This is a genomic window from Flavobacterium sp. W21_SRS_FM3 (genome assembly GCF_052113625.1).
Taxonomy (GTDB): Bacteria; Bacteroidota; Bacteroidia; order Flavobacteriales; family Flavobacteriaceae; genus Flavobacterium.
Genome location: NZ_JBGQOD010000004.1, coordinates 208353 through 231767, shown reverse-complemented (window position 1 = coordinate 231767; position 23415 = coordinate 208353). Strand labels below are relative to the sequence as shown.

The 23415-nt window shown below is 34.8% G+C and carries 21 protein-coding genes; 12 read left to right on the top strand and 9 right to left on the bottom strand.

Annotation, left to right across the window (positions count from 1 at the left end; all coding sequences use genetic code 11):
* Positions 1-2: 2 nt before the first annotated feature.
* The 3 genes from ACEN2K_RS08965 to ACEN2K_RS08955 are packed head-to-tail and all read right to left on the bottom strand — an operon-like array spanning position 3 to position 2717.
* Complete coding sequence (locus ACEN2K_RS08965) at positions 3-1109, bottom strand: DegT/DnrJ/EryC1/StrS family aminotransferase (RefSeq protein WP_441758991.1); 1107 nt, start codon at positions 1107-1109, stop codon at positions 3-5.
* Entirely contained in the window at positions 1106-2080 is a 975-nt protein-coding gene (locus ACEN2K_RS08960) for a GNAT family N-acetyltransferase (protein ID WP_441758990.1), read from the bottom strand. The genes ACEN2K_RS08965 and ACEN2K_RS08960 overlap by 4 nt, the downstream gene beginning before the upstream one ends.
* Positions 2081-2114: 34 nt before the next feature.
* The gene (locus ACEN2K_RS08955; RefSeq protein ID WP_441758989.1) at positions 2115-2717 is read right to left on the bottom strand and encodes a trimeric intracellular cation channel family protein; all 603 of its coding nucleotides are present in this window, start codon (positions 2715-2717) and stop codon (positions 2115-2117) included.
* Positions 2718-2925: 208 nt separating this feature from the next.
* Between ACEN2K_RS08955 and ACEN2K_RS08950 the strand changes: the two genes are divergently transcribed.
* The 7 genes from ACEN2K_RS08950 (at position 2926) to ACEN2K_RS08920 (ending at position 12684) form a co-directional block, all read left to right on the top strand.
* On the top strand, positions 2926-3711 hold the full coding sequence (locus tag ACEN2K_RS08950) for a TrmH family RNA methyltransferase (protein WP_441758988.1): 786 nt from the start codon (positions 2926-2928) through the stop codon (positions 3709-3711).
* A 46-nt stretch (positions 3712-3757) separates the two neighbouring features.
* Positions 3758-5308, top strand: a complete 1551-nt coding sequence (locus ACEN2K_RS08945) for a serine hydrolase (protein ID WP_441758987.1) — start codon at positions 3758-3760, stop codon at positions 5306-5308.
* Positions 5309-5408: 100 nt separating this feature from the next.
* Entirely contained in the window at positions 5409-7628 is a 2220-nt protein-coding gene (locus ACEN2K_RS08940; protein WP_441758986.1) for a RelA/SpoT family protein, read from the top strand.
* A gap of 161 nt (positions 7629-7789) precedes the next feature.
* Positions 7790-8278 (top strand): Fur family transcriptional regulator, encoded by a 489-nt coding sequence (locus ACEN2K_RS08935; protein ID WP_441758985.1) that lies wholly within the window; start codon positions 7790-7792, stop codon positions 8276-8278.
* Between the two features lie 83 nt (positions 8279-8361).
* Positions 8362-9633, top strand: coding sequence for an adenylosuccinate synthase (locus tag ACEN2K_RS08930; RefSeq protein WP_441758984.1), 1272 nt, complete (start codon positions 8362-8364; stop codon positions 9631-9633).
* A 60-nt stretch (positions 9634-9693) separates the two neighbouring features.
* Positions 9694-10275, top strand: a complete 582-nt coding sequence (locus ACEN2K_RS08925) for an NUDIX domain-containing protein (protein WP_441758983.1) — start codon at positions 9694-9696, stop codon at positions 10273-10275.
* Between the two features lie 600 nt (positions 10276-10875).
* Complete coding sequence (locus ACEN2K_RS08920; protein WP_441758982.1) at positions 10876-12684, top strand: alpha-amylase family glycosyl hydrolase; 1809 nt, start codon at positions 10876-10878, stop codon at positions 12682-12684.
* Between the two features lie 78 nt (positions 12685-12762).
* On the opposite strand, the gene ACEN2K_RS08915 is transcribed toward ACEN2K_RS08920, so the two are convergent.
* Entirely contained in the window at positions 12763-13401 is a 639-nt protein-coding gene (locus ACEN2K_RS08915) for a peroxiredoxin (protein ID WP_441758981.1), read from the bottom strand.
* A gap of 96 nt (positions 13402-13497) precedes the next feature.
* Entirely contained in the window at positions 13498-14409 is a 912-nt protein-coding gene (locus tag ACEN2K_RS08910; protein WP_441758980.1) for an AEC family transporter, read from the bottom strand.
* A gap of 251 nt (positions 14410-14660) precedes the next feature.
* Here ACEN2K_RS08910 and meaB point away from each other — a divergent pair, with 251 nt between their 5' ends.
* Positions 14661-15746 carry a methylmalonyl Co-A mutase-associated GTPase MeaB gene (gene meaB / locus ACEN2K_RS08905; protein WP_441758979.1) on the top strand — a complete coding sequence of 362 codons (1086 nt, stop codon included), beginning with the start codon at positions 14661-14663 and terminating at the stop codon, positions 15744-15746.
* A 5-nt stretch (positions 15747-15751) separates the two neighbouring features.
* Here the strand turns inward: meaB and ACEN2K_RS08900 are convergent, their stop codons facing one another.
* The 4 genes from ACEN2K_RS08900 to ACEN2K_RS08885 all read right to left on the bottom strand — a co-directional run bounded on the left by ACEN2K_RS08900 (position 15752) and on the right by ACEN2K_RS08885 (position 18707).
* A complete protein-coding gene (locus tag ACEN2K_RS08900) occupies positions 15752-15985 on the bottom strand; it encodes a hypothetical protein (RefSeq protein WP_441758978.1) in 234 nt (77 codons plus the stop codon).
* A gap of 41 nt (positions 15986-16026) precedes the next feature.
* The gene (locus ACEN2K_RS08895; RefSeq protein ID WP_441758977.1) at positions 16027-16257 is read right to left on the bottom strand and encodes a hypothetical protein; all 231 of its coding nucleotides are present in this window, start codon (positions 16255-16257) and stop codon (positions 16027-16029) included.
* Between the two features lie 92 nt (positions 16258-16349).
* Positions 16350-17258, bottom strand: coding sequence for a prohibitin family protein (locus ACEN2K_RS08890; RefSeq protein WP_441758976.1), 909 nt, complete (start codon positions 17256-17258; stop codon positions 16350-16352).
* Positions 17259-17327: 69 nt separating this feature from the next.
* Positions 17328-18707 carry an MATE family efflux transporter gene (locus ACEN2K_RS08885; protein ID WP_441758975.1) on the bottom strand — a complete coding sequence of 460 codons (1380 nt, stop codon included), beginning with the start codon at positions 18705-18707 and terminating at the stop codon, positions 17328-17330.
* A gap of 237 nt (positions 18708-18944) precedes the next feature.
* Here ACEN2K_RS08885 and ACEN2K_RS08880 point away from each other — a divergent pair, with 237 nt between their 5' ends.
* The 4 genes from ACEN2K_RS08880 (at position 18945) to ACEN2K_RS08865 (ending at position 23376) form a co-directional block, all read left to right on the top strand.
* On the top strand, positions 18945-19514 hold the full coding sequence (locus tag ACEN2K_RS08880; protein WP_441758974.1) for a hypothetical protein: 570 nt from the start codon (positions 18945-18947) through the stop codon (positions 19512-19514).
* Positions 19515-19766: 252 nt separating this feature from the next.
* The gene (locus tag ACEN2K_RS08875; RefSeq protein WP_441758973.1) at positions 19767-20330 is read left to right on the top strand and encodes a YciE/YciF ferroxidase family protein; all 564 of its coding nucleotides are present in this window, start codon (positions 19767-19769) and stop codon (positions 20328-20330) included.
* A 103-nt stretch (positions 20331-20433) separates the two neighbouring features.
* Entirely contained in the window at positions 20434-21159 is a 726-nt protein-coding gene (locus ACEN2K_RS08870) for a DUF72 domain-containing protein (protein ID WP_441758972.1), read from the top strand.
* 66 nt (positions 21160-21225) lie between these two features.
* Positions 21226-23376 carry a catalase gene (locus tag ACEN2K_RS08865; RefSeq protein ID WP_441758971.1) on the top strand — a complete coding sequence of 717 codons (2151 nt, stop codon included), beginning with the start codon at positions 21226-21228 and terminating at the stop codon, positions 23374-23376.
* Positions 23377-23415: the final 39 nt, after the last annotated feature.

Sequence of the window (23415 nt, the reverse complement as noted above, 5' to 3'; positions counted from 1 at the left end):
CCCTAATATTTATTTAAAGCGGTGATAATACAATCAACTTCTTGCTTTGTTATTATGGGATTCATAGGCAAACTCAAAACTTCCTCGTGAATTTTTTCGGTGACAGGAAATGATAAATTATGCCACTCTTGCAATGCTTTTTGTTTGTGTGGAGCAATGGGATAATGAATTACTGTTTGGACTCCGTTTTGAGATAAATACTCTTGCAGTTCGGCTCTGGTTTTTGTTCGAATAACAAACAAATGAAAAACATGATTAGTAGTAAAGTCCCAAAATGGAAGTATTATCTTTTTGTTTTTAATTTCTGACAAATACCTTTCCGCTATTGCTCTTCGTTTTTCATTGTCAGTATCTAAATCTGGCAATTTTACATTTAAAAAAGCAGCTTGCATTTCATCCAGTCTGGAATTAACACCTTTATAATCGGTGTAATATTTCGTTTCAGAACCATAATTTCTAAGAGTCCTAATAATTGCTGCTAGTTCATGATTATTAGTCACAACAGCCCCTCCATCTCCTAAAGCTCCAAGGTTTTTGCCTGGATAAAAACTGTAAGCTATTGCATTTTGGTTAGTGAGTTTCGGGGTCTCGATATTGGGCTGTAAAATTGCTCCGTGGGATTGTGCAGCATCTTCTACAACTAATATATCGTTTGCTAGCGCGATGCTGTTAATTACCTCCATTTCTGCTAATTGCCCATACAAATGAACGACTAAAATAGCCTTGGTTTTTAGCGTAATTTTTTCTTGGATTAACTGCGGATTAATGTTGTAGGTGTCCAACTTTGGCTCGACCAAAACCGGCACCAAATCAGCTTCTAAAATAGCCAAAATACTGGCAATATAGGTATTAGCAGGAACGATAACTTCATCCCCTTTTTCTAATTTACCTAACTGAATAAAACCTTTAAATATTAAAACTAATGCATCAAAACCATTCCCTACACCTACACAATATTTTTTATTACAGTACTGAGCAAAATTAGTCTCAAATTCCTTGACTTCATCCCCCAATACATACCAACCACTTGCTAAAACCGATTTCAATTTGTTTTGAAAAGCAGTTTCATAAGGGGCGTTTATTTTCTTTAAATCTAGAAATGGTATCATAATACAATTGTATCTAGGCAGCTATAGTTTTCAGGCTTTAACTTTATATAATTTTGTACAGATGCCTTAGCACCAAAACTTTCTTTCCAGTAAGCCAAACCTTCATTTAATCCGTAGCCCTCCATTTCAGATGAATTCCCAAAACTTATGTATTTCTTACCTAGATAGTTGCGTACTACAAAGTCAAAAAGAGCGTCTAAAGCAGCAGTATTATTCCGGTCCTCCTTAGCGGAACTATATTGAAAATGAACAACATTTTCCATTATAAAGACCACAACTCCAGCGTTTAAAACACTACCTATGGAAGCAGTATATAATTTAATTTGCTTAGGAAACAGCAAGGCTAATCGCTTTATCTCGTCCACTGAATGTACTGGAGCGACTTCAAATCGATTTTTTAAATTAGGAATTAAAATATTTTGCCAAAAGTCGTCATAATTAGCATCCTCTCTCAATTCGATAGCATGCTGATCAGCTACTTTCAGCGCTCGTTTTCTGTTTCTATTGGGTTTGTATTCTTGTGTATTATCTAAAACCATATAAATATCAGAACGATAAGTTGTAGCTTTCAGTAAGAAAGAAGCGTAATCTAATTCATCAGACAAGGTCTTATTATAAACTTTAGGTAGCAATTTTATAGAGACAAATGTAATATTCTGCTGATGCAAATACAGCATTAACTGCCTCACGATCTTTAAATAGTCTTTTATTCTAATTCCATCTTGAATTACAATTGTCCCATAACTCAATCCCTGATGTGAAAATACTTCATCACCTACTCTATTCGCTGGTAAAACAGCGACGAGCTTTTTACCTTTAAAAACCATCAAAGAAAAATCTTCAAACTGATCTTTATGGTAGTCCATAAAATCACGATGAAAAAGGAAAGTAGCATTTTTGGCTTGACCAATAAAGCTATTCCAAAGTGCGTAATCGCTTTCAAAATATTTTTTTACAACGTAATTTTTCACGGTCAAATTTTAGGCTTTGTGAAAGTAATACTTTTTATTTATGTTCTAAAGTAGGTAAATACCATTTCCATTTCACAGCCATTAAGCGCACAGAAATTATTACCATGGAGGTTATCAAATATAGAATATCATTGTCTAAATTGAATTTTTTCAAAATAAAAAAGACGGCTCCTCCCAGAATGCAAATTGTAGCATAAATTTCTTTTCTAAAAATAACGGGGATTTCATTGCAAAGAATATCTCTAGTTACACCTCCAAAACAAGCTGTCATAGTTCCTAAAGCAATACAAATAATTGGATGTAACCCCACACTTATTCCTTTTTCAAGTCCAATTAAGGTAAAAACTCCTAAACCAATCGTATCAAATAGAAATAACGAGGTGCGCAATTGATCAAATCTTTTTCTGAACAATAAGGCCAGCACAAACCCAATTGAGATCATAATCACATATTCAAGGTTTAGCATCCAGCCTACAGGAGTTCTACCTATTAAAATGTCTCGCAAAGTTCCTCCACCAGCAGCTGTAACAAAAGCAATGATAAAGACTCCAAAAGGGTCCATCCTTTTACTCATAGCCGTTAACGCTCCTGACATGGCAAATGCCAGTGTACCAATGATATCTAATAAGTGAAACATGAATATTGAATTAAATGTAGAAAAACAGCCGTTAGCGACTGTAGCAATAGTTGCAAAACTATAAAAAATACTCGTTTTACCGGTTTTTAAAGTTCTTTATTAGTCAAACTAACTTTAAGGAGCTCAAATATTCTGCATCAAATTTATAAAACTGCATTTTCTCTGTGTATCTTTGTTTTTTATTTTAATAATCAAAATTTAAAATCCATTGAAAGAAATCTCATCTGTTCAAAATCCTTTTATAAAATCATTAGTCCTTTTGCAGGAAAAAGCTAAAAATCGCAAGCAAAGTGGTACGTTTCTGATTGAAGGAAAACGAGAAATTTCGTTAGCTTTAAAAGGGGGTTATGAACTGGAAACGGTATTGTTTTATCCCGAAATATGCACCGAAGTTGAGGCCAGAAAAATAGCTCCACACACCGAATTAATCGAAATAAATGCAGCCGTTTTTCAAAAGCTTGCTTATCGTGATACTACTGAAGGCATTTTGGCTGTAGCCAAAAGCAAATCAATGCAATTATCGGATTTAAAATTATCTGAACTTCCATTAATTTTAATTACCGAAGCTCCAGAAAAGCCAGGAAACATTGGAGCCTTACTGCGTACGGCCGATGCAGCTAATCTAGATGCTGTAATTATTGCAAATCCTAAAAGCGACATCTTCAATCCTAATATTGTACGCTCTAGTGTAGGCTGTTTGTTTACAAACCAGATTGCATCAGGAACTACCGCTGAGATAATCGCCTTTTTAAAGGAACGAAAAATTAATTTCTACTGTGCCACCTTGCAAAATTCGACTTCATACCACACACAAGATTACACACAAGCAACTGCTTTAGTGGTTGGAACAGAGGCCACAGGCTTAACGCAAGAATGGCGTGATGCTGCTACTCAAAATATTATTATCCCAATGCAAGGAGAAATTGACAGCATGAACGTATCTGTAGCTGCGGCCATTTTAATTTTTGAAGCTAAGAGACAAAGAGGTTTTTAAAAAACCACTGAAATAGAAACAACGAACATCGTATAAAAACAATAGCATGAAAAATAAATTATTTGTTGCCATCACCTTAATTGCAACGACCTTCTCTTTTGGTCAAATTACTGCTCCAGAAGTAAGCAATTTAGTCAACCGAACACTAACCGCTTTTAACGTACCCGGAATTGCAGTCGCTATTATCAAAGACGGCAAAGTGGTTTTGGCTGAAGGTTATGGTGTAAAATCTATTGCAACGAAAGAAAAGGTAGATGCCAATACTTTATTTGGGATTGCATCCAATAGCAAGGCATTCACCAGTGCAGCTCTAGCTATACTTGTCGACGAAGGGAAAATAAATTGGGATGACAAGGTGGTTAAATACCTTCCTAATTTTAAAATGTATAATGATTATGTGACGCAAGAATTCACTATTCGCGATTTATTGACGCACAGAAGTGGTTTAGGACTTGGTGCAGGAGATTTAATGATATGGCCTGACGGAAGCAATTTTACAGCTCAAGATATCATTGTGAATTTGCAATATTTAAAGCCGGTTTCAGCATTTAGAACTAAATATGATTATGATAATTTATTGTACATCGTTGCGGGTGAAGTCATCCATGTAGTCAGTGGAAAAAGCTGGTGCGATTTCATTGAAGAACGTATCATGAAGCCTTTGGAAATGAACAATAGCGCTGCCTCCTTTGTAAGACTAAAGGATACTAGTAATATTATTGATCCTCATGTTCCTGTTGATGGAAAATTAAAAGTAATTAAAAGGTACCAGAACCAACTCTTTGATGCCGCTGCCGGAATCTATTCTAGTGTGAACGACCTTAGTAAATGGGCCATAATGCAAATGAATAATGGTCAGTACGGTTCAGAAAAGAAGCAATTGTTTTCAGAGAAGCAACATGATGAAATGTGGCAATTACAAACCATTATCCCTACTAAAACAAGAGCGCCTTACAATACACACTTTAACGGTTATGGATTGGGATGGTTTTTGAGCGACGTAAAAGGCTACAAACAAGTTACCCATACCGGAGGATTAGAGGGAATCGTGACACAAACGACTTACATCCCTGAGCTACAGTTAGGAATTATTGTTTTAACAAACCAACAATCTGGAGCGGCATTTAACGCCATCACCAATACGATTAAAGATAGTTATTTAGGAATCCCCTCTGAAGATTACGTAAGTATTTACAGTAACCGAATGAAAGCAAACGAAGCCTCTGCTGATAAAGTTACTGAGGAAGTGTGGGCTACCGTAGCCAAGAACAAGAAAGACAAAATCACGATAAATTACAAGCCTATATTAGGAACTTACAAAGACAATTGGTTTGGAGAGGTCGTAATTTCAGAAAAGAAAGGGCGAATTTATTTTGCTTCAAAACGCTCCCCCCAGTTAAAAGGAGAAGTATTTTTCTATAAAAAAGGAAATTATGTAGTAAAATGGGATAATGCTTATTTTCATGCAGACGCTCACCTACTATTCGAAACAAATGATTCTGAAATAGTTACTGGTTTAAAAATGAACGCCATTTCTGAACTAACTGATTTTAGTTACGATTTTCAAGATTTAGACTTCAACAAAATCACTCCATAACAGCTACTAAATAACCTTAAATTTTTTAATTCTGATCATTGATTTAGTGCTTGCGTATATGCAAACTTATCGTTATTTTTAAAAAATGAACCATGCCGCTATGACAGAAATAGATATAGAAAAAGAAAATAAAGCAATTGCTCAAGAGTATAAAGAATTACTTCGTATAAGTTATCAAACACTGACTCCAGATGATAAAAAACTAATACGAAAAGCTTTTGATGTGGCTGTTGAAGCGCATAAAGATCAGCGTAGAAAATCAGGTGAAGCTTATATTTTTCATCCTATTGCTGTAGCAAAAATTGTAGCTTCAGAAATAGGTTTGGGAGCTACTTCTATCGCTGCTGCATTGATGCATGATGTTGTTGAAGACACACCTACAACTGTCAAGGATATTGAACGTATGTTCAATCCAAAAGTAGCACAACTGGTTGAAGGACTCACAAAAATATCTCTCGTTCAAAAAGACATGAATGTCTCTATGCAAGCAGAGAATTTTCGTAAAATGCTTTTGACTCTAAACGATGACGTGCGTGTAATCCTAATCAAAATTGCCGATAGGCTGCACAATATGCAAACTATGGAGTCAATGGAGAATTACAAACAAGTCAAAATTGCGTCTGAAACCTTATATATTTATGCGCCACTTGCCCATCGTTTGGGTTTGTACAATATTAAAACCAAACTAGAAGACTTAGGTTTAAAATATACGGAACCTACAGTCTACAATGATATTGTTAGCAAAATTAAAGAAACGAAAGAGCAACAAGATGCTTATATCAAAGACATTTCAGATATTTTAAAGACCTCTTTAGATGCAGAAGGTGTCGAGTATGTGATTAAAGGACGTCCTAAATCCATTTATTCAATTCGTAGAAAGATGAAGGCACAAAACGTAAGTTTTGATGAAGTGTACGACAAATTTGCATTGAGAATTGTCTACAAATCCAATCCTCATGATGAGAAATTCTTAGCTTGGAAGATCTATTCTATTGTAACTGATCACTACCGACCTAGTCCAAGCCGATTGCGCGATTGGATTTCATCACCAAAATCTACAGGTTACGAAGCCTTGCATATTACTGTGATGGGACCTAAAGGAAGATGGGTTGAAGTACAAGTACGTAGTGAGCGTATGGATGAAATTGCCGAAAAAGGCTATGCTGCCCATTATAAATATAAAAACGGAGCGACAGAAGAAAGTGGTTTAGATGTATGGTTAAATTTACTAAAAGAAGCATTAGAAAATTCAGAAACTAGCGCTGTAGATTTTGTCGAAGATTTCAAGATGAATTTATATTCTAAAGAAATCTATATTTTTACACCTAAAGGAGATATTAAATCGTTGCCCAAAGGAGCCACATCGCTAGATTTTGCTTTTAGCATCCACTCTGAAATTGGTATAAAAACAAGAGGAACACGTGTTAACGGAAAATTAGTTCCTTTAAATTATGAATTAAAAAGTGGCGATCAGGTAGAAATTATTACTTCACCTAATCAAAAACCTACAATCAACTGGTTGGATTATGTGACCACTTCGAGAGCTAAAAATAAAATCAGAAACGTTCTTAACGAGAACACTAAAAAGATTGCTGAAGACGGTAAAGAAATCCTGACTAGAAAATTAAAACATCTTAAAGTCACGCTTAACGAGTCAGTTGTTAATGAATTAGTCAATTTTTTTCAGCTAAAAACAAGTTTGGATTTATTTTATAGAGTTGGTGTAGGTTCAATTGAAAATCAACAGTTAAAGGATTTTGCTGCTCAAAAAAGCAATACTTTAATCAATTTCTTCAAAAATAAAATTAAACGTACGGGACAAACTGCTGATGCTGATATTCACAAACCCGTTTTGAGTAATAACTTTGACTTACTCGTTTTTGGTAAAGAAGAAGACAAACTAGATTATAAGCTATCAACTTGCTGTAACCCCATTCCTGGAGACCAAGTGTTTGGGTTTGTAACCATTAATGAAGGAATCAAAGTACATAAAAAAGATTGCCCAAATGCCATTTCGATGCAATCCAATTATGCCTACCGTATCATGCAGGCCAAATGGATTGATTCTTCACAACAAGAATTTAAAGCCATCCTTAATATTACTGGAATGGACACTATGGGATTAACCAATCAGTTGACTAAGGTTATCTCTAACAACATGCTGGTAAACATTCAAAGTATCTCATTGAGTGGTGATGCAGGACTGTTCAAAGGCCAGTTAATTGTTATTGTTCAAAACATTACCATTTTGAAAAAATTAATGGACAATATTAAAAAAATAGACGGTATTGACAAAGTGACCCGAGTTTATAAAAAATAATGTAAAATCTTTGATGGCGCGTTTATTGCTATAAGAAAGCGTAAGTACAAGAGTACAACAACTTAATATGCGTTTGTTTTTGTTCAAAAACTCACAAATTTATCTTGTTATACTTATTTAAACTTCAAAACTATTAAAATAAAAATTTATCTTTGCCAGATATGACACTCATTTCCACAGATAACAACAAAAACCAAGAAATTGTAAAAAATGTTTTTACAATGTATCTTGAAAAAAAAGGCCATAGAAAGACTCCTGAGCGCTATTCTATCCTTCAGGAAATTTACGAAAGTGAAGAACATTTTGATATAGAAAACCTATACATCAAAATGAAAAACAAAAACTATCGTGTAAGTAGGGCTACGCTTTACAATACTATAGAATTACTATTGGACTGTGCTTTAGTTCGTAAACACCAGTTTGGACAAAATCAAGCACACTATGAAAAATCATACTTTGACAAACAGCACGATCATATTATTATGACGGATACTGGCGAAGTAATTGAATTTTGTGATCCAAGAATCCAAACAATCAAGAAAACGATAGAAGAAATATTTGATGTAGAGATTACAAATCACTCATTGTATTTCTATGGTGTAAAAAAAGGTGCCAAGCCGGAAAACACAATCGAAGAAGAAAAATTGTAATTCAAAAATTACAACTGACACAATAAGAATTAACTATTTTGACAGGCATATTGCTGTCGCAACAACAACAAATAATAATTAGAATGGCTGTAGATTTATTACTAGGATTACAATGGGGAGATGAGGGAAAAGGAAAAATAGTTGATGTTCTTACATCAAATTACGATATCATTGCTCGTTTTCAAGGAGGTCCAAATGCAGGGCATACTTTAGAATTTGACGGAATCAAACATGTTCTTAGAACTATTCCTTCCGGTATTTTTCATAAAACTGCTGTAAATGTAATTGGGAATGGAGTTGTAATAGATCCTGTAGTTTTTCAAAAAGAAATTGAAGGTCTTGAAAAATTCAATTTAGACATTAAAAGTAAATTAATCATTTCAAGAAAAGCACATTTAATATTACCAACACACCGTTTACTTGATGCCGCTTCTGAAGCTTCAAAAGGGAAAGCTAAAATTGGTTCTACTCTTAAAGGTATTGGACCAACGTACATGGACAAAACTGGCAGAAACGGAATACGTGTAGGAGACATTGAATTAGAAGATTTCAAAGAAAGATACAGAGCACTTGCTGACAAGCACGAAGCAATGATTAAATTTTATGATGTCAATATTCAATACAACTTAACAGAACTTGAAAAAGAATTTTTTGAGTCTATTGAAGAAATCAAAAAATTAGATTTTATTGATAGTGAAGAATACATGCACCAAGCGCAAAAAGCAGGTAAATCTATTCTTTGTGAAGGAGCTCAAGGTTCTTTATTAGATGTGGACTTCGGGACGTATCCGTTTGTAACTTCATCTAATACTACTGCTGCTGGAGCTTGTACTGGTTTAGGAATTGCACCTAACAAGATCAAAGAAGTATACGGAATTTTCAAAGCTTATGTAACACGTGTAGGTAGTGGACCATTCCCAACGGAACTTTTTGATGAAGATGGAACGACTATGGCACGCGTAGGAAACGAATTTGGATCTGTAACTGGTAGACAAAGACGTTGTGGTTGGTTAGACTTAGTAGCTTTAAAATACGCTGTTCAAGTGAACGGAGTGACACAATTAATGATGATGAAAGGGGATGTCCTTTCAGGATTTGAAACTTTAAAAGTTTGTACAGAGTACGCTTATAAAGGAAAAAACATTGCTCACTTCCCTTACAACATTGAGCCGGAGAATGTAACTCCTGTTTACCAAGAGTTTAAAGGATGGAAAGCAGACTTAACTGGCATGACAACTTATGAAGAGTTACCAGCCGAGCTAAAAGCATATATTGAATTCATTGAAAAAGAAGTAGAAGTGCCTATCAAAATTGTCTCAGTAGGACCAGATAGAAAACAAACAATTCTTAAATAATATATACTAACGCTCTGAAATTTCAGAGCGTTTTTTATTTTACCTAAAAACCTACCCCAAATGCACAATCCCGAAATAAAAATAAAACAAACAGAACTACTTTCTGACAACTGGTACCTACTGAACAAAGTCACTTTTGATTTTAAAAAAAATGACAACAGTTGGATTACACAAAAAAGAGAAGTATACGACCGTGGGAACGGTGCCGCTATTTTATTATACAATAGCAAGAAACAAACAATAATTCTAACACGTCAATTTCGTTTACCCACCTACCTCAATGGTAACAAAACCGGAATGATGATTGAAGTTTGTGCTGGGCTTTTAGACGAAGACCATCCTGAGCAATGCATCATTAGAGAAACCGAAGAAGAAACCGGTTACAGGCTAACAACCGTAGACAAGGTTATGGAGACCTATATGTCTCCAGGCGCAGTCACCGAGATTTTATATCTCTTTACGGGTGCTTATGATGAAAGCATGAAAGTTAGCGAAGGCGGTGGCGTAGAGCACGAACAAGAAAACATCGAAGTGCTCGAAATGACATTCGACGAAGCTTACAACATGATTGCCAGTGGTGAAATCAAAGATGCCAAAACAATTATTTTGTTACAACACGCAAAAATAAAAGGGGTGATTTAAGCATCTATTTATTTTTAGTCTGGAATTTCAGGTGATCCGCTACAAATCGCGTATAATCTATCTATTATTTTCTCTTGGTTTTAGGTACTCATCCAATCTGTTTAAGGTATTTCGCTTATCGTTTAATTAACAGCTCTATTGATCTACTTTTACGTTGGACGCTATTTATCACAACATATCTAAAGTACTTATAGCTCCAAAATGCGCTTCATAGCCCTGATGGAAATGAAAATCCCGAGTCCTTGAGCTTCATAAAGCAAAAGGACGAGGATTGTAATGGACAGCAGGACGAATATTTATTATGAAAACGAAATGTGCTGCTCCCAAAAAAAACAGTTCGTAGCATTATTTCAAACATTATGGTATTGACTCCCTTACGTATATCGTCAAGGCTTCAATTTAGTACCAAAATCAATATTTTTTTCACTATTTATGGTAATTATATAACTCCAGCAACAAATTACATAAGCGACTAACTGCTACGATATCAGATATTTGTAGTGTGCAAAATTAATCAACTTTAGTCTTTTCATTTAACTAATTTGTAAAGTGTAAACATCGAAGGTTAAGAGTAACGATGCCGTTTATAAAATGTAAATTATGGAAAAAGTAATTGAGAAAATAGAAGGAATGGGTGCTGTAGTTGGTGATAATGCCACCACTTTTAGAGTTTGGGCACCCAATGCCAATAAAATTTACGTAACGGGTTCTTTTAATGATTGGGATAAAACCAAAAACGCACTCGAGCAAGAAGAAAATGGCTACTGGTCTGTTGCAGTGCCAGAGGCAAAAACGGGAGATGAATACAAGTATGTGATTCACAACGGCGAACTAATGCTAGACCGAAACGATCCCTATGCCCGAGAAATGACGAACAGTAACGGAAATTCTGTAATTACTAAATTAGATTTTGATTGGGACGATGATGATTTTCAAATGAAGCCTTGGAATAATTTAGTAATTTATGAGCTGCATGTAGGTACTTTTAATAGAAAGGACGAAGATCAGGTAGCTACGTTTGACGACATTATTGAAAAAATACCCTACTTACAATCGCTTGGTATTAATTGTGTAGAGCTATTACCTATCGCTGAATTTGCAGGAGGGATATCATGGGGCTACAATCCTTCATATCCATTTGCTATTGAAAGAGATTATGGCGGTGCGGAAGCCTTTGCAAGAATGGTCAATGCTTTTCATAAGGCCGATATTGCAGTGGTTCTGGATGTTGTTTACAATCACTTTGGACCATCAGATATGGATTTATGGCAATTTGATGGTTGGTCTGATAATAACAAAGGAGGTATTTACTTTTACAACGACCACAGATCGACTACGCCTTGGGGAGATACTAGACCAGATTATGGACGCGAAGAAGTACGCCAATACATTCGAGACAATGCCCTGATGTGGATTGAAGATTACCACTGCGACGGCCTGCGTATGGACGCTACCTCTTACATCCGCTATGAAGGTGGTGGCTTGGGTGAGGATAATGAGATTGTTGAAGGCCAAATGCTAATGAGAGATATCAATGCCGAAATTCAGTCCAAGTACCCAGGCAAATTAACGATTGCTGAAGATCTTAAAGGGCATGATTTAGTTACTTTAAAAATTGAACATGGTGGTATTGGGTACGGTTCTCAGTGGGATATGAACTTTGTACATCCCGTAAGAAAAGCATTGATTGAACAAGGAGATGAATACCGTGATTTACAATCTCTGGTTGACGCCATAGTATTTAAATACAATGATGACGCCTTTCAGCGCATTATCTATACTGAGTCTCACGACGAAGTGGCGAATGGTAAAGCACGTGTTCCTGAAGAAATTGAGCCTGGTTATGCAGATAGTTTTTTCGGTAAAAAAAGAGCACTTTTGGGAATAGCAATTACATTGACCTCTCCTGGAATACCGATGCTTTTTCAAGGGCAAGAGTTTATTGAAGATGAATATTTTAAAGATGATGAGGCTCTGGACTGGAACCAACAAAAAAAGCACAAAGGAATAACCCATATGGTGAAAGACTTAATCCGATTGAGGACAGAAGAAAAATTTGAAAGTCAGGGATTAAAAGGACAGTTCACAAAAATTGTACATTTTAACGAAAACAACAAAGTATTAGCTTATGCACGTTCTACCAAAGAAGATTTTACAGACGCGACTATAGTGCTACTAAATTTATCAAATAATTCTTATGCAGATTATAGTTTTGGAATACCCTACTCTGCTCAGTACCAACTAGCGTTTAATAGTGATTGGAATGGTTATGATGAAGAATTTACAGATATGGAGGTAAACTCTATTAGTATTTATGAAGAAGAATGTGATAGTGAATCATACAAAGCGATAACTAATTTACCTGCTTATGCTACCTTAATATATTTACCTATCAATGTTGATGTATAAGTATCGGATGATACAATAATAAATAGGCCGACTCCCTTTCATCTGGAGTCGGCCTTTTTATCTCTATTTCTATTTGTTTTATTTATTAGGCTGTGGTGTCATTCTTAAATAAGGTTTGATACCAGTAAAGCCTTTTGGAAATTTAGCAGGAATATCACTATCTGGAATAGACGGGGAAACCACTACATCATTTCCATCTTGCCAGTTTGCTGGCGTAGCCACACTGTAATTTGCAGTTAATTGCAGACTATCAATCACACGTAGCAACTCATCAAAATTTCGTCCTGTTGATGCAGGATAGGTCAATATTAATTTTATTTTTTTGTCTGGTCCGATTATAAATACAGAGCGAACTGTAAACGTTTCATTTGCATTAGGATGAATCATATCGTACAAGTTTGCAACAGTCTTGTCTTCGTCAGCAATGATAGGATATTGTAAAGTTACGTTTTGTGTTTCTTCGATATCTTTAATCCATTTTAAGTGTGATTCAAGTCCGTCAACACTTAATGCTATAACTTTAGTATCTCTTTTTACAAATTCAGGATAATAATTAGCCACTGTACCTAATTCAGTCGTACAAACAGGTGTAAAGTCAGCTGGATGTGAGAACAAAACACCCCACGAATTACCTAACCATTCATGAAATTTTATTTTTCCTAATGTTGTTTCTGCTTCAAAATCTGGAGCGATATCTCCTAAACGTAAAGTTGCCATAGTGTTGTTTTTTAAATTCAATTAAAATTACTCAAAAAAAAGTACACCAACTATGACACAAATCATAAATTAAACCAAAAAACCTATTAGTTTTTATTACATAAATTGAACTACAAAATACCAAAAAATCAATGAAACAAAGGAAATAGGAATCCCAAAACCAATCATCATACTACTTAGTCTTGGTTTTAAACCGTTTGATGACGCTAAAATACTTGCTGTAATCATAGGAGCCATTGCTGCTTCCATAATTGCAACCTCTATAATTTTTGAACTTTGGTTGAAAACCAAAACATATAAAATGTAGATAATTGCAGGCATTAAAATCAATTTATATACTAAACCAATACCTAAAAATCTCCAGTGCTGACTCTTTGTCTCAAATCTCAATTGTAAACCCACAGAAATTAGGGCCAAAGGCGTCACTCCACTTCCTACAAATTGCAAGAGGCGTTGTATCCAGTCTTGAAAATCATATCCGTACACATTAAGCACACAAGCAAAAGCAAAAGTTAAAAAAGGCGGAAATAACAGAATTTTTTTGACAATTTGTCCACCACTCTGTTCTCCTTTTGAATATAACGTCGCTACTAATATACCTAAAGTTGAAAGCACTACAAAAGAGCCTGGTTGATCCACTAAAATGGCAGTTTTCATTCCTTCATCACCATACAAAGCCTGAATAATAGGAAAACCTAAAAAAGAGGTATTCCCTAAACCAGCAGTAAGAATCAAACAGCCAGTAAGTTTTTTTGACCAACCATATTTGGCTCCCAAAAAACGAAATAATAAGTAGGCACCTGCAAAACCTATCCAAGCAACCCCAATAGGATACAGTAATTGATTATTCCAATGAATTTTTGGAATATAAAATAACGCTAGTGCTGGCAAGCAGAAGTAAATTACTAATTTATTTAAAAATTTATAGGTGGTCGTCGGGAACCATTTTACCTTTTGAAGTATTAGTCCTGCTCCGATATAGACAAAAATGAGAATTATATTGTTCATGATGTAGTGTTAGCACAAAAATACCATTTTAGCAGTTATAAATACAATAAAAAGTAGCAGCTAGCAGAAGTTGGATTAAAAAAGCAACTACCTATATTACTATTTACTTTTGCAATTATCTCAAACGTCCCTTCTACAAAATAAGTTATAGCATTTTCTGCCCTATATTACCTCTTTAAAAGATTGACTTTAGTTATTCTCTTTTGAAACTGTTTTGGATTTGATTACTTTTACTTTTCAAAAAGAATATTTTGACTAATAAAAAAAAAACTACTTCTGCTCTTCACGAAAAGGCTGGAATTTCATCTCCTGAAATGATCAGTGCCTCTGTCGTTAAAAACATTCAAAAATTCAGGAGAGTACAACCGTCCGCTACTGAATTAGTCAACGGAATACTTGCAGGTAATATCAGTGACTTGAGTCGGGCCATTACCCTTGTTGAGAGTACAAACCCAAGTCATTTGGCTAAAGCCAATGAAGTCATTAATGCTTGCCTTCATCATGCTAATAAATCAGTCAGAATAGGGATTACTGGTGTACCGGGAGTGGGAAAAAGCACCTTTATTGAAGCCTTTGGAAAACACTTAACGAGTTTAGGAAAAAAGGTAGCCGTTCTTGCGGTGGATCCTAGTAGTACCATTTCGCATGGAAGTATTTTAGGTGACAAAACTCGCATGGAAGAATTAGTGAAAGATCCAAATGCTTACATAAGACCTTCGGCTTCTGGAGATACATTAGGAGGTGTGGCTCGCAAAACAAGAGAAACCATTACCCTGTGTGAAGCCTGTGGATTTGATACGATTATTATTGAAACGGTAGGTGTTGGTCAAAGCGAAACGGCCGTTCATAGTATGGTAGATTTCTTTTTACTTTTGAAAATCGCAGGTGCGGGTGATGAATTGCAAGGCATTAAGCGCGGTATTATGGAAATGGCGGATGCTATTGTCATCAACAAAGCGGATGGTGACAATGTTAGAAAAGCCAAACTAGCTAAAACAGAATTCAACAGAGCTTTGCATCTTTTTCCAGCTAAGAAATCGGGCTGGATACCCACTACTGCTACTTGTAGTGCTATTACAGGAGATGGCATTGCAGCAGTTTGGGAAACGATTAGCGAGTTTTTACAACTAACAAAGCAAAATGCTTATTTTGATCAAAAGCGCGCAGAACAAAATGAATATTGGTTAATTGAAACAATTAATGAACAGTTAAAATTAAACTTCTACAATCATCCAGAGGTAATCAAGCTATTAGAAGTCAATAAAAAAGCGGTGCAAAATGATGAAATTTCACCTTTTGCAGCCGCTCAAATTTTATTAGAGAACTATTTCAAATAGAAAAATTAATTTAATTTTAATTGTTCTTGCCTGAAAATAGAATAGCCCTTTCTTATAACAATGATACCAAAGGCGATAAATATCAGTTTTGATAATACAAGTCCAACAGTGCGCCCAAAATTATACGCTGTGCTTTGTGCAGCAATAGGAGTTAAATCTAAATTAAACAAAGCAATAGCTCCTTTAACTAAACAAAGTACACCTAATAAAGCTAAAAAAAACATGTAAACTCTTTTCATCTGTTATGTTATAAGTGGTTATTTTTTATTTTTAAACAAAATTATTCTTTCTCGTAACGTTCCATTTCTCTATCGTAAAAAGCATTCGCCTGTTCGATCAAACCTTCCATTTCTGCATTTAATTCCCCTTCATCAAGATCTTCAGCTTCTTCTATAAACTCAACCTCATCATCTTTTAGATTGATGATAAATCTTGGATAATCTAAGTGTATGATGAAAATATCATCTGGAAAATCAGTGTTATCTCCTAGTAAAAATTTTGGTAATTCCATTTTGTATTATTTATTAATTGATGTCTCTCCTTAGTATCTTTTGAATAGTGATGCAATGAGAAAACAAATAACCGAATAAACTTTTAAAAAATCTATTTGTCAGAAAGAATTATTGGCGCATTTCCTTTACTATTCATAAAAATGATTTTTGTATTAGGCGAAGCAGCTAATTCTTTTTGAGCTTTAATCGATTCGTATTGCAATTGCTTATCAGTTAATCCAGTGGCAATAATGCGTTGATAATCTGCAATACCTTGAGCTTCTACTCTCTTTCTTTCTGCTTCTTGTTTTTCTTTTTGCAAAACAAATTGCATTTTTTGAGCATCTTGCTCGGCGTTAATTTTACTTTCGATTGTTTTCTTTACAGAAGAAGGCAGGTTAATATTTCGAATTAATAATTGTTCTAAAACCAATCCTCTTTTCTTAAAGTCGGCTTCAATACTTTTAAAAATGCGATCTTGAAACTCATTTCTTTTTGTTGAGTATAAGGCAATGGCGTCATAATAAACAGCATTGTCGCGAATACGAGTTCTGGTTACAGGACGCACAATTTTATCAGTATAATTAACCCCTATTTGTCTGAAAATTTTTGGTGCATCTTCGGCTGAGACTCGGTATAACACTGTCAAATCAATCACGACTTCTAATCCGTCATTGGATAGCACTCGAATGGCGTCATCTCCCTGCTGCGCTCCTTCAGAATGATCTGCAGACATCGTATAATTTAAGGTTTGGATATCAAACTCCGTTACATCAAGCAGTGGATTAATTACATGCAAGCCACTTTCAAGAATATCTGGTTGTACATTACCATACAAGGCTTTTACGCCCACTTTTCCAGCATCAATTTGTTTGAACATGGTTGAGAAAACCCCAACAACAATCATTACTAACCCAATAATTTTAAATAGGGTGGAGAATTTAGTAAGCTGGCTTTGATTGTTTTTGGCTGAAAAGCTCAAAACTAAAAAGATAATTCCAAGAAATACGAATACGATCATTTTTTACATTTTAGATGTTACAAATTAGACGCTATTGTTCCTAAAAAGTTACAAACTAAGGTAGAATGATTACAATGGATTGTCTATAATCAACTTTTTGGTTAGGCTAGTAAAACGAATATACAAAAATAAAGCCGCAGTTGTTAATCCAGCCAGTAATCCAATCCAGATTCCAGCTGCTTGTAAGCTAGTGTACATGCCTAAATAAATGGAAATAGGAAAACCAATTACCCAGTAAGCAATAAAGGTAATATACATAGGCACTTTTACATCTTGCAAGCCACGCAATGCACCTAAGACTACTACTTGGACCCCATCAGAAATTTGGAAAACAGCAGCCACTAACAGTAATTGAGCAGCGATAGAAACTACTTCTCTATTGACAGCTAAATCATTAAGATTATGCATATCTACAAACAAAGCAGGTAGATATTGATGGAATACGACAAATATAAGCGCAAAAAAAGACTCTAATAAGATGGCGAGTAAAAATATGGAAAAAGCAACGATACGTAATTGTTTATAGTCGGCTAGTCCTTTTTGATTTCCCACTCTTATAGTAGCTGCTACACTTAATCCCATAGCAAACATAAAAGTAAACGAAGCTAAACTTAACGCAATTTGGTTTGCCGCTTGATTAGTAATTCCCAAACGACCCGAAAGCCAAATAGCTCCCGTAAATAACCCTACTTCAAAAAACATTTGCATGGCTGAAGGAGCTCCTAATTTAATAATTTCAAGATTAACTTTTTTCTGTATATTTTTAATCGAAAAACCCTCAAAAAAGGGAAGAAATTTAGCTTTATTTTTCATCTGAAAGTGCATGTACGCTAGCATTACAAAACGGGACACGATCGTTCCAATTGCTGCTCCAACAATACCCAGTTCAGGAAAAATCCAAATACCGTATATAAAAAGGTAATTCAACAACACATTGACTATATTTCCTAAAATCGTAGCCCACATAGAGATTTTAGTTTCACTCATTCCGTCTGCAAATTGTTTGTAGCCTTGGAAAATAATCAGCGGAATTAAAGAGAAAGCAACTATATCTAAATATGGTTTCGCTAATTCTACTACATTCTCTGGTTGGCCCATAAAGGTAATTAACGGTTTTGAAAAGAAAATCAAACCAAAAAGAATCACACCTAATATAGTACATAAATATAATCCGTGGTGGAAAGCACTTCTCCCTTCTGTTACACTTTTTCTACCATCGGCCTGAGCTGCTAGCGGCGTTATCGCTGTAGAGAATCCTATCCCTAACGACATTGCTATGAATATAAAACTATTTCCTAGTGACACAGCTGCCAGCTCTGTAGGACCTAATTTACCAACCATTATATTATCTACAATTCCCACAACGGTATGTCCTAACATACCAAGTATAATAGGATAGGCTAATCTTAGATTATAGGAAAACTCTTTAGTGTAGGTGGCTAAGTTCAATTGTTCGTTTTTTTTGAGGACAAATATAATTAGAAGCAATAGAATAGACTACTATTAGTTCCATTACCTATAGTGGAATACCTGATTTTATATCCTTTTCAATATTCTATAACAATATCGCATAATTCTATAACAAAACAGCTCGAGTAGCGATATACATTTGTCCCAGTCATCAACTAAACAATAAATGAAAATACGATGGCATTAAAAATTAATAATATTAAAAAACCCAGATTTATGAAAACGACAACAAAAATCAAAACACTACTTGTATTAGCAATTTCAGCATTCTTTTCTAATACATCATCAGCTCAAGACAATCCAGCAACAAACTACGACCAAGGTTTCCGTTTAGGAGTGGGAGTAAATGCAGGATATGCAACTCAAGATCCTTACAAACTAGCGTTAGGTGGTGATGTGAGATTACAATATGACTTATCTAAAAGATATTCACTTACTGTAACTACAGGTTTCACTAACTTATTTGTAAGTGAATCAGATCCATTTCCAGGAGAAGCTACTGGAAAAGATTTAGGTTTTATTCCTGCAAAAGCAGGTTTCAAAGCATTCATTTGGAATGATGAATTTTATGTAATGGGAGAAGCTGGAGCTGCATTTGCAGTAACAAATAACAACAACCAAACTTCTTTATTATTATCTCCAACCATTGGTTATGCTACAAAATACATTGATGTATCTGTACACTACGAGCACTACTCTGATTTTGCAAAATTAAACAACAACGGAACTGTTGGTAAAGGTGCAGGACAAGTTGGAGTCCGTTTAGCTTACGGATTTAAACTATAAGCATTTTTTAAATAATTGATTTTATTTAAATTGTAAAAGGCAGTATTAAGAGCAATCTTAGTACTGCCTTTTTATTTGCTGTTTATTCGAAATTATGGTAAGCAAATTCTTGGTAAATTATTGAAGTAGAAATCTACAAAAAATTATCTCACTGAACAGCAAATGATTATCTTATAATAACTTCCAAAAATAGTATAAAGAGATTCTGAACCCATCTACTTAATTTTGGTTAAAACTAAAAATAAAACAATTATGAAAGCTGAAGAACAAAAAAAAGAAGAAGGTAAAAAAGGAGTTGTAAAAGCTAAATCAAATGCAGCCGAAGGTTTAACTGAGCTATTTGAAGATGGTTTAAAAGATATCTACTGGGCAGAAAAAGCACTTACTAAAGCATTGCCAAAAATGGCAAAAAATGCTACTTCAAAAGAATTAATTGAAGCAATAAACAGTCATCTAGAAGAGACTGAAGGCCACATTACACATTTAGAAAAGGTATTTGACCTAATTGGTAAAAAAGCAGTTGCAAAAAAATGCGATGCCATGGACGGTTTGATTAAAGAAGGAGAAAGTATCCTTGAGGAAACAGAACTAGGAGTGGTACGTGATGCAGGTATTATTGCTGCAAGTCAAAAAATTGAGCACTACGAGATTGCTACTTACGGTACATTAAGACAGTTTGCAGAAACTTTAGGACATACTAAAGCTGCAAAACTACTAGCAGAAGTATTAGAACAAGAAAAAGCAGCTGATGTTAAATTGACAGTTATTGCTGTTGATGCTATTAATATCGAAGCAGCTGAAGAAGATGAAGACTAATTTGTTTTCTGTTATAAACCATTAGGGGACACTTTCCCTTAATGGTTTATTTTTTTGTCATTACTGTTCCATACCCTTTTAATATTACTTTACCTCTATTAAAATGAGCAAAAAAATTCAAATAGGCTGTTCTAGCTTTTACAATAGAAAATGGGTTCCTATCTTCTATCCTGAAAACTTACCCTCTAAAAATTGGTTCGAATACTATAGCAACCATTTTTCGACTTTTGAAATTAATGCTACATTTTACAAATTCCCCACCTTAAGAATAATGGAAAACTGGTATGCTAAATCTCCCGAGAATTATAGTTATTCAGTAAAAGCCCCTAAAGAAATTACCCATTTAAAAAAATTTAAAGACTGTGTGGAACTTATAGATAAGCTCTACAGTGTATGTGAATCAGGTTTAAAAGAAAAATTAGGCTGCCTATTATTCCAGTTCCCTCCTAGTTATGCCTTTTCAAAAGAAAATTTGGACACTATCGTATCTAGTTTAAACCCAAAATATAAAAATATAGTGGAGTTTAGAAACGATAGTTGGTGGAATGATGAAGTAATCAACACGCTCACTGCTAACAATATTTCTTTTTGCAGCGTTAGCCATCCTAAATTGCCACAGCACATTGTTACCCAATCTCCTGTAATATATCTGAGACTGCATGGTGCCAAAAAATTATTTTATTCTGAGTACACTACAGAAGAACTAGAATACATCAAATACCAATTAGTTATGAGTGAAACAAAAAAAGAAGTATTTATCTATTTCAATAATACGGCCAGTGAAGCAGGAATAAAAAATGCACAATTGATGAAAAAAATATTGGAGTAATTATCGTTAGGCATGCTTAAAAATATTCCTTAATTTTATAGACAACAATCTAACAATCAAAATATTATGAAAAACAAAACAAACAAAGAGCAAGAATCAACTAATGCAAAATTAGAAGATTTAAAAAGAAATACAACAGATTCTACAGACCAATTGATGAATACCGATCAAGGTGTTAAGATCAATGATGACACAAATTCCTTGAAGGCTGGAAACAGAGGTGGATCGCTTCTAGAAGATTTTATTCTAAGAGAAAAGATAACGCATTTTGACCACGAACGCATACCAGAAAGAATCGTACATGCCAGAGGTTCGGCCGCTCATGGTTATTTTGAAGTTTACGAATCTATGGAGAAATACACCAAAGCAGGCTTTTTACAAGACCCTAAAATTAAAACTCCCGTTTTTACCCGTTTTTCAACAGTAGCAGGGTCAAGAGGTTCTACAGATTTAGCAAGAGACGTACGTGGCTTCTCTGTCAAATTCTATACTCAAGAGGGGAATTACGATTTAGTAGGGAACAACATGCCTGTGTTTTTCATCCAAGATGCTATTAAGTTTCCTGATCTAATTCACGCAGTAAAACCAGAACCACATAATGAAATTCCACAGGCAGCATCTGCTCACGATACCTTTTGGGATTTTATTTCTCTAATGCCAGAAACTATGCATCACGTAATGTGGGCTATGTCTGACAGAGCAATTCCAAGAAGTTTACGAATGATGGAAGGTTTTGGAGTACACACCTTCCGATTTATAAATGCTAAAAACGAATCTCATTTTGTTAAATTTCACTGGAAACCAAAGTTAGGAATCCACGGTGTATTATGGGATGAAGCACAAAAAATATCAGGTAAAAACTCGGACTTCCACCGTCAAGATTTATGGGAAGCAATTGAGAATGGAAATTATCCAGAATGGGAATTAGGAGTTCAATTAGTTCCAGAAGAAGATGAACATAAATATGATTTTGATTTATTGGATCCCACTAAATTAATTCCTGAAGAATTAGTTCCCGTAATGAAAATTGGACGTATGGTATTGAATAGAAACCCTGATAATTTCTTTGCCGAAACGGAACAAGTGGCTTTCCACCCAGGTCATGTAGTGCCAGGTATTGATTTTACTAACGATCCATTACTACAAGGACGTTTGTTCTCATATACTGACACCCAACTATCACGTTTAGGAAGCCCTAATTTCCATGAAATTCCTATCAATAGATCTATTAATGAAGTGCACAACAACCAAAGAGATGGTCATATGCGCCAACAAATAAATCCAGGTCGTGTAAGTTACCATCCAAATTCATTGGGAGGTGGTTGTCCATTCCAAGCGAAGATAGACCAAGGTGGTTTTGAAAGTTTCAATGAGAGAATTGATGCTCATAAAGTAAGAGAAAGAAGTAAAAGTTTTTCAGACCACTTTAGTCAAGCCACACTTTTTTACAACAGTATGACTGATGTAGAGAAAAATCATATTATTAAAGCGTTCCGATTTGAGCTAGGTAAAGTAGAAACCGAAGATATCCAAACAAGAATGCTAGGATTTTTAAGCATAGTGGATAAAACACTGGTAGAAAAAGTAGCAGAGGGATTAGGAAAAGAAGTTCCTAAATCTCCGCAAAAACCATTAAATCATGGTGTATCTGCAGATCCTAATCCAGATCAAGAAACAATCATTAAAAAGCCAAGTGTAGACTCATCTGATGCTTTAAGTATGATCAAAAGTAAAGTAAACAATGACTCTGTTGAAACAAGGCAAGTAGCCTTTCTATGTACGGATGGAGTTAATGAAGAATCGTTAAATGCCGCTAAAAAAGCATTAGAAGATAAGGGAGCAATGGTCAAAATTATTGCACCACATTTAGGTACCATTAAAACAGATAAAAACAACGAAGTTAAAGTAGATCAAAGTATGTTGATTGCCGCTTCAGTTTTATTTGATGGTGTTTTCATTCCGGCTAATGACAAATTTGACTTCAAAGACAATAATCCAGATGTAGTTGAATTTATTAATGAAGCTTACAAACATTGTAAAGCAATTGGTTTTGGTGACAACATAAAAGATTTCATTAAGAAAACGATGATTCCATTAGATGATAAAAAGAATGAAGATAATGGTATTATTACAGATACAGCTAAAGACAAAATGGCAACAAATTATGTAAACGCGCTAGCGCAACACCGTTTTTGGGAAAGAGAACCAAAACCATAATTACATTTTGTATTATAAGTCAAAGGCTCTGATTAATCA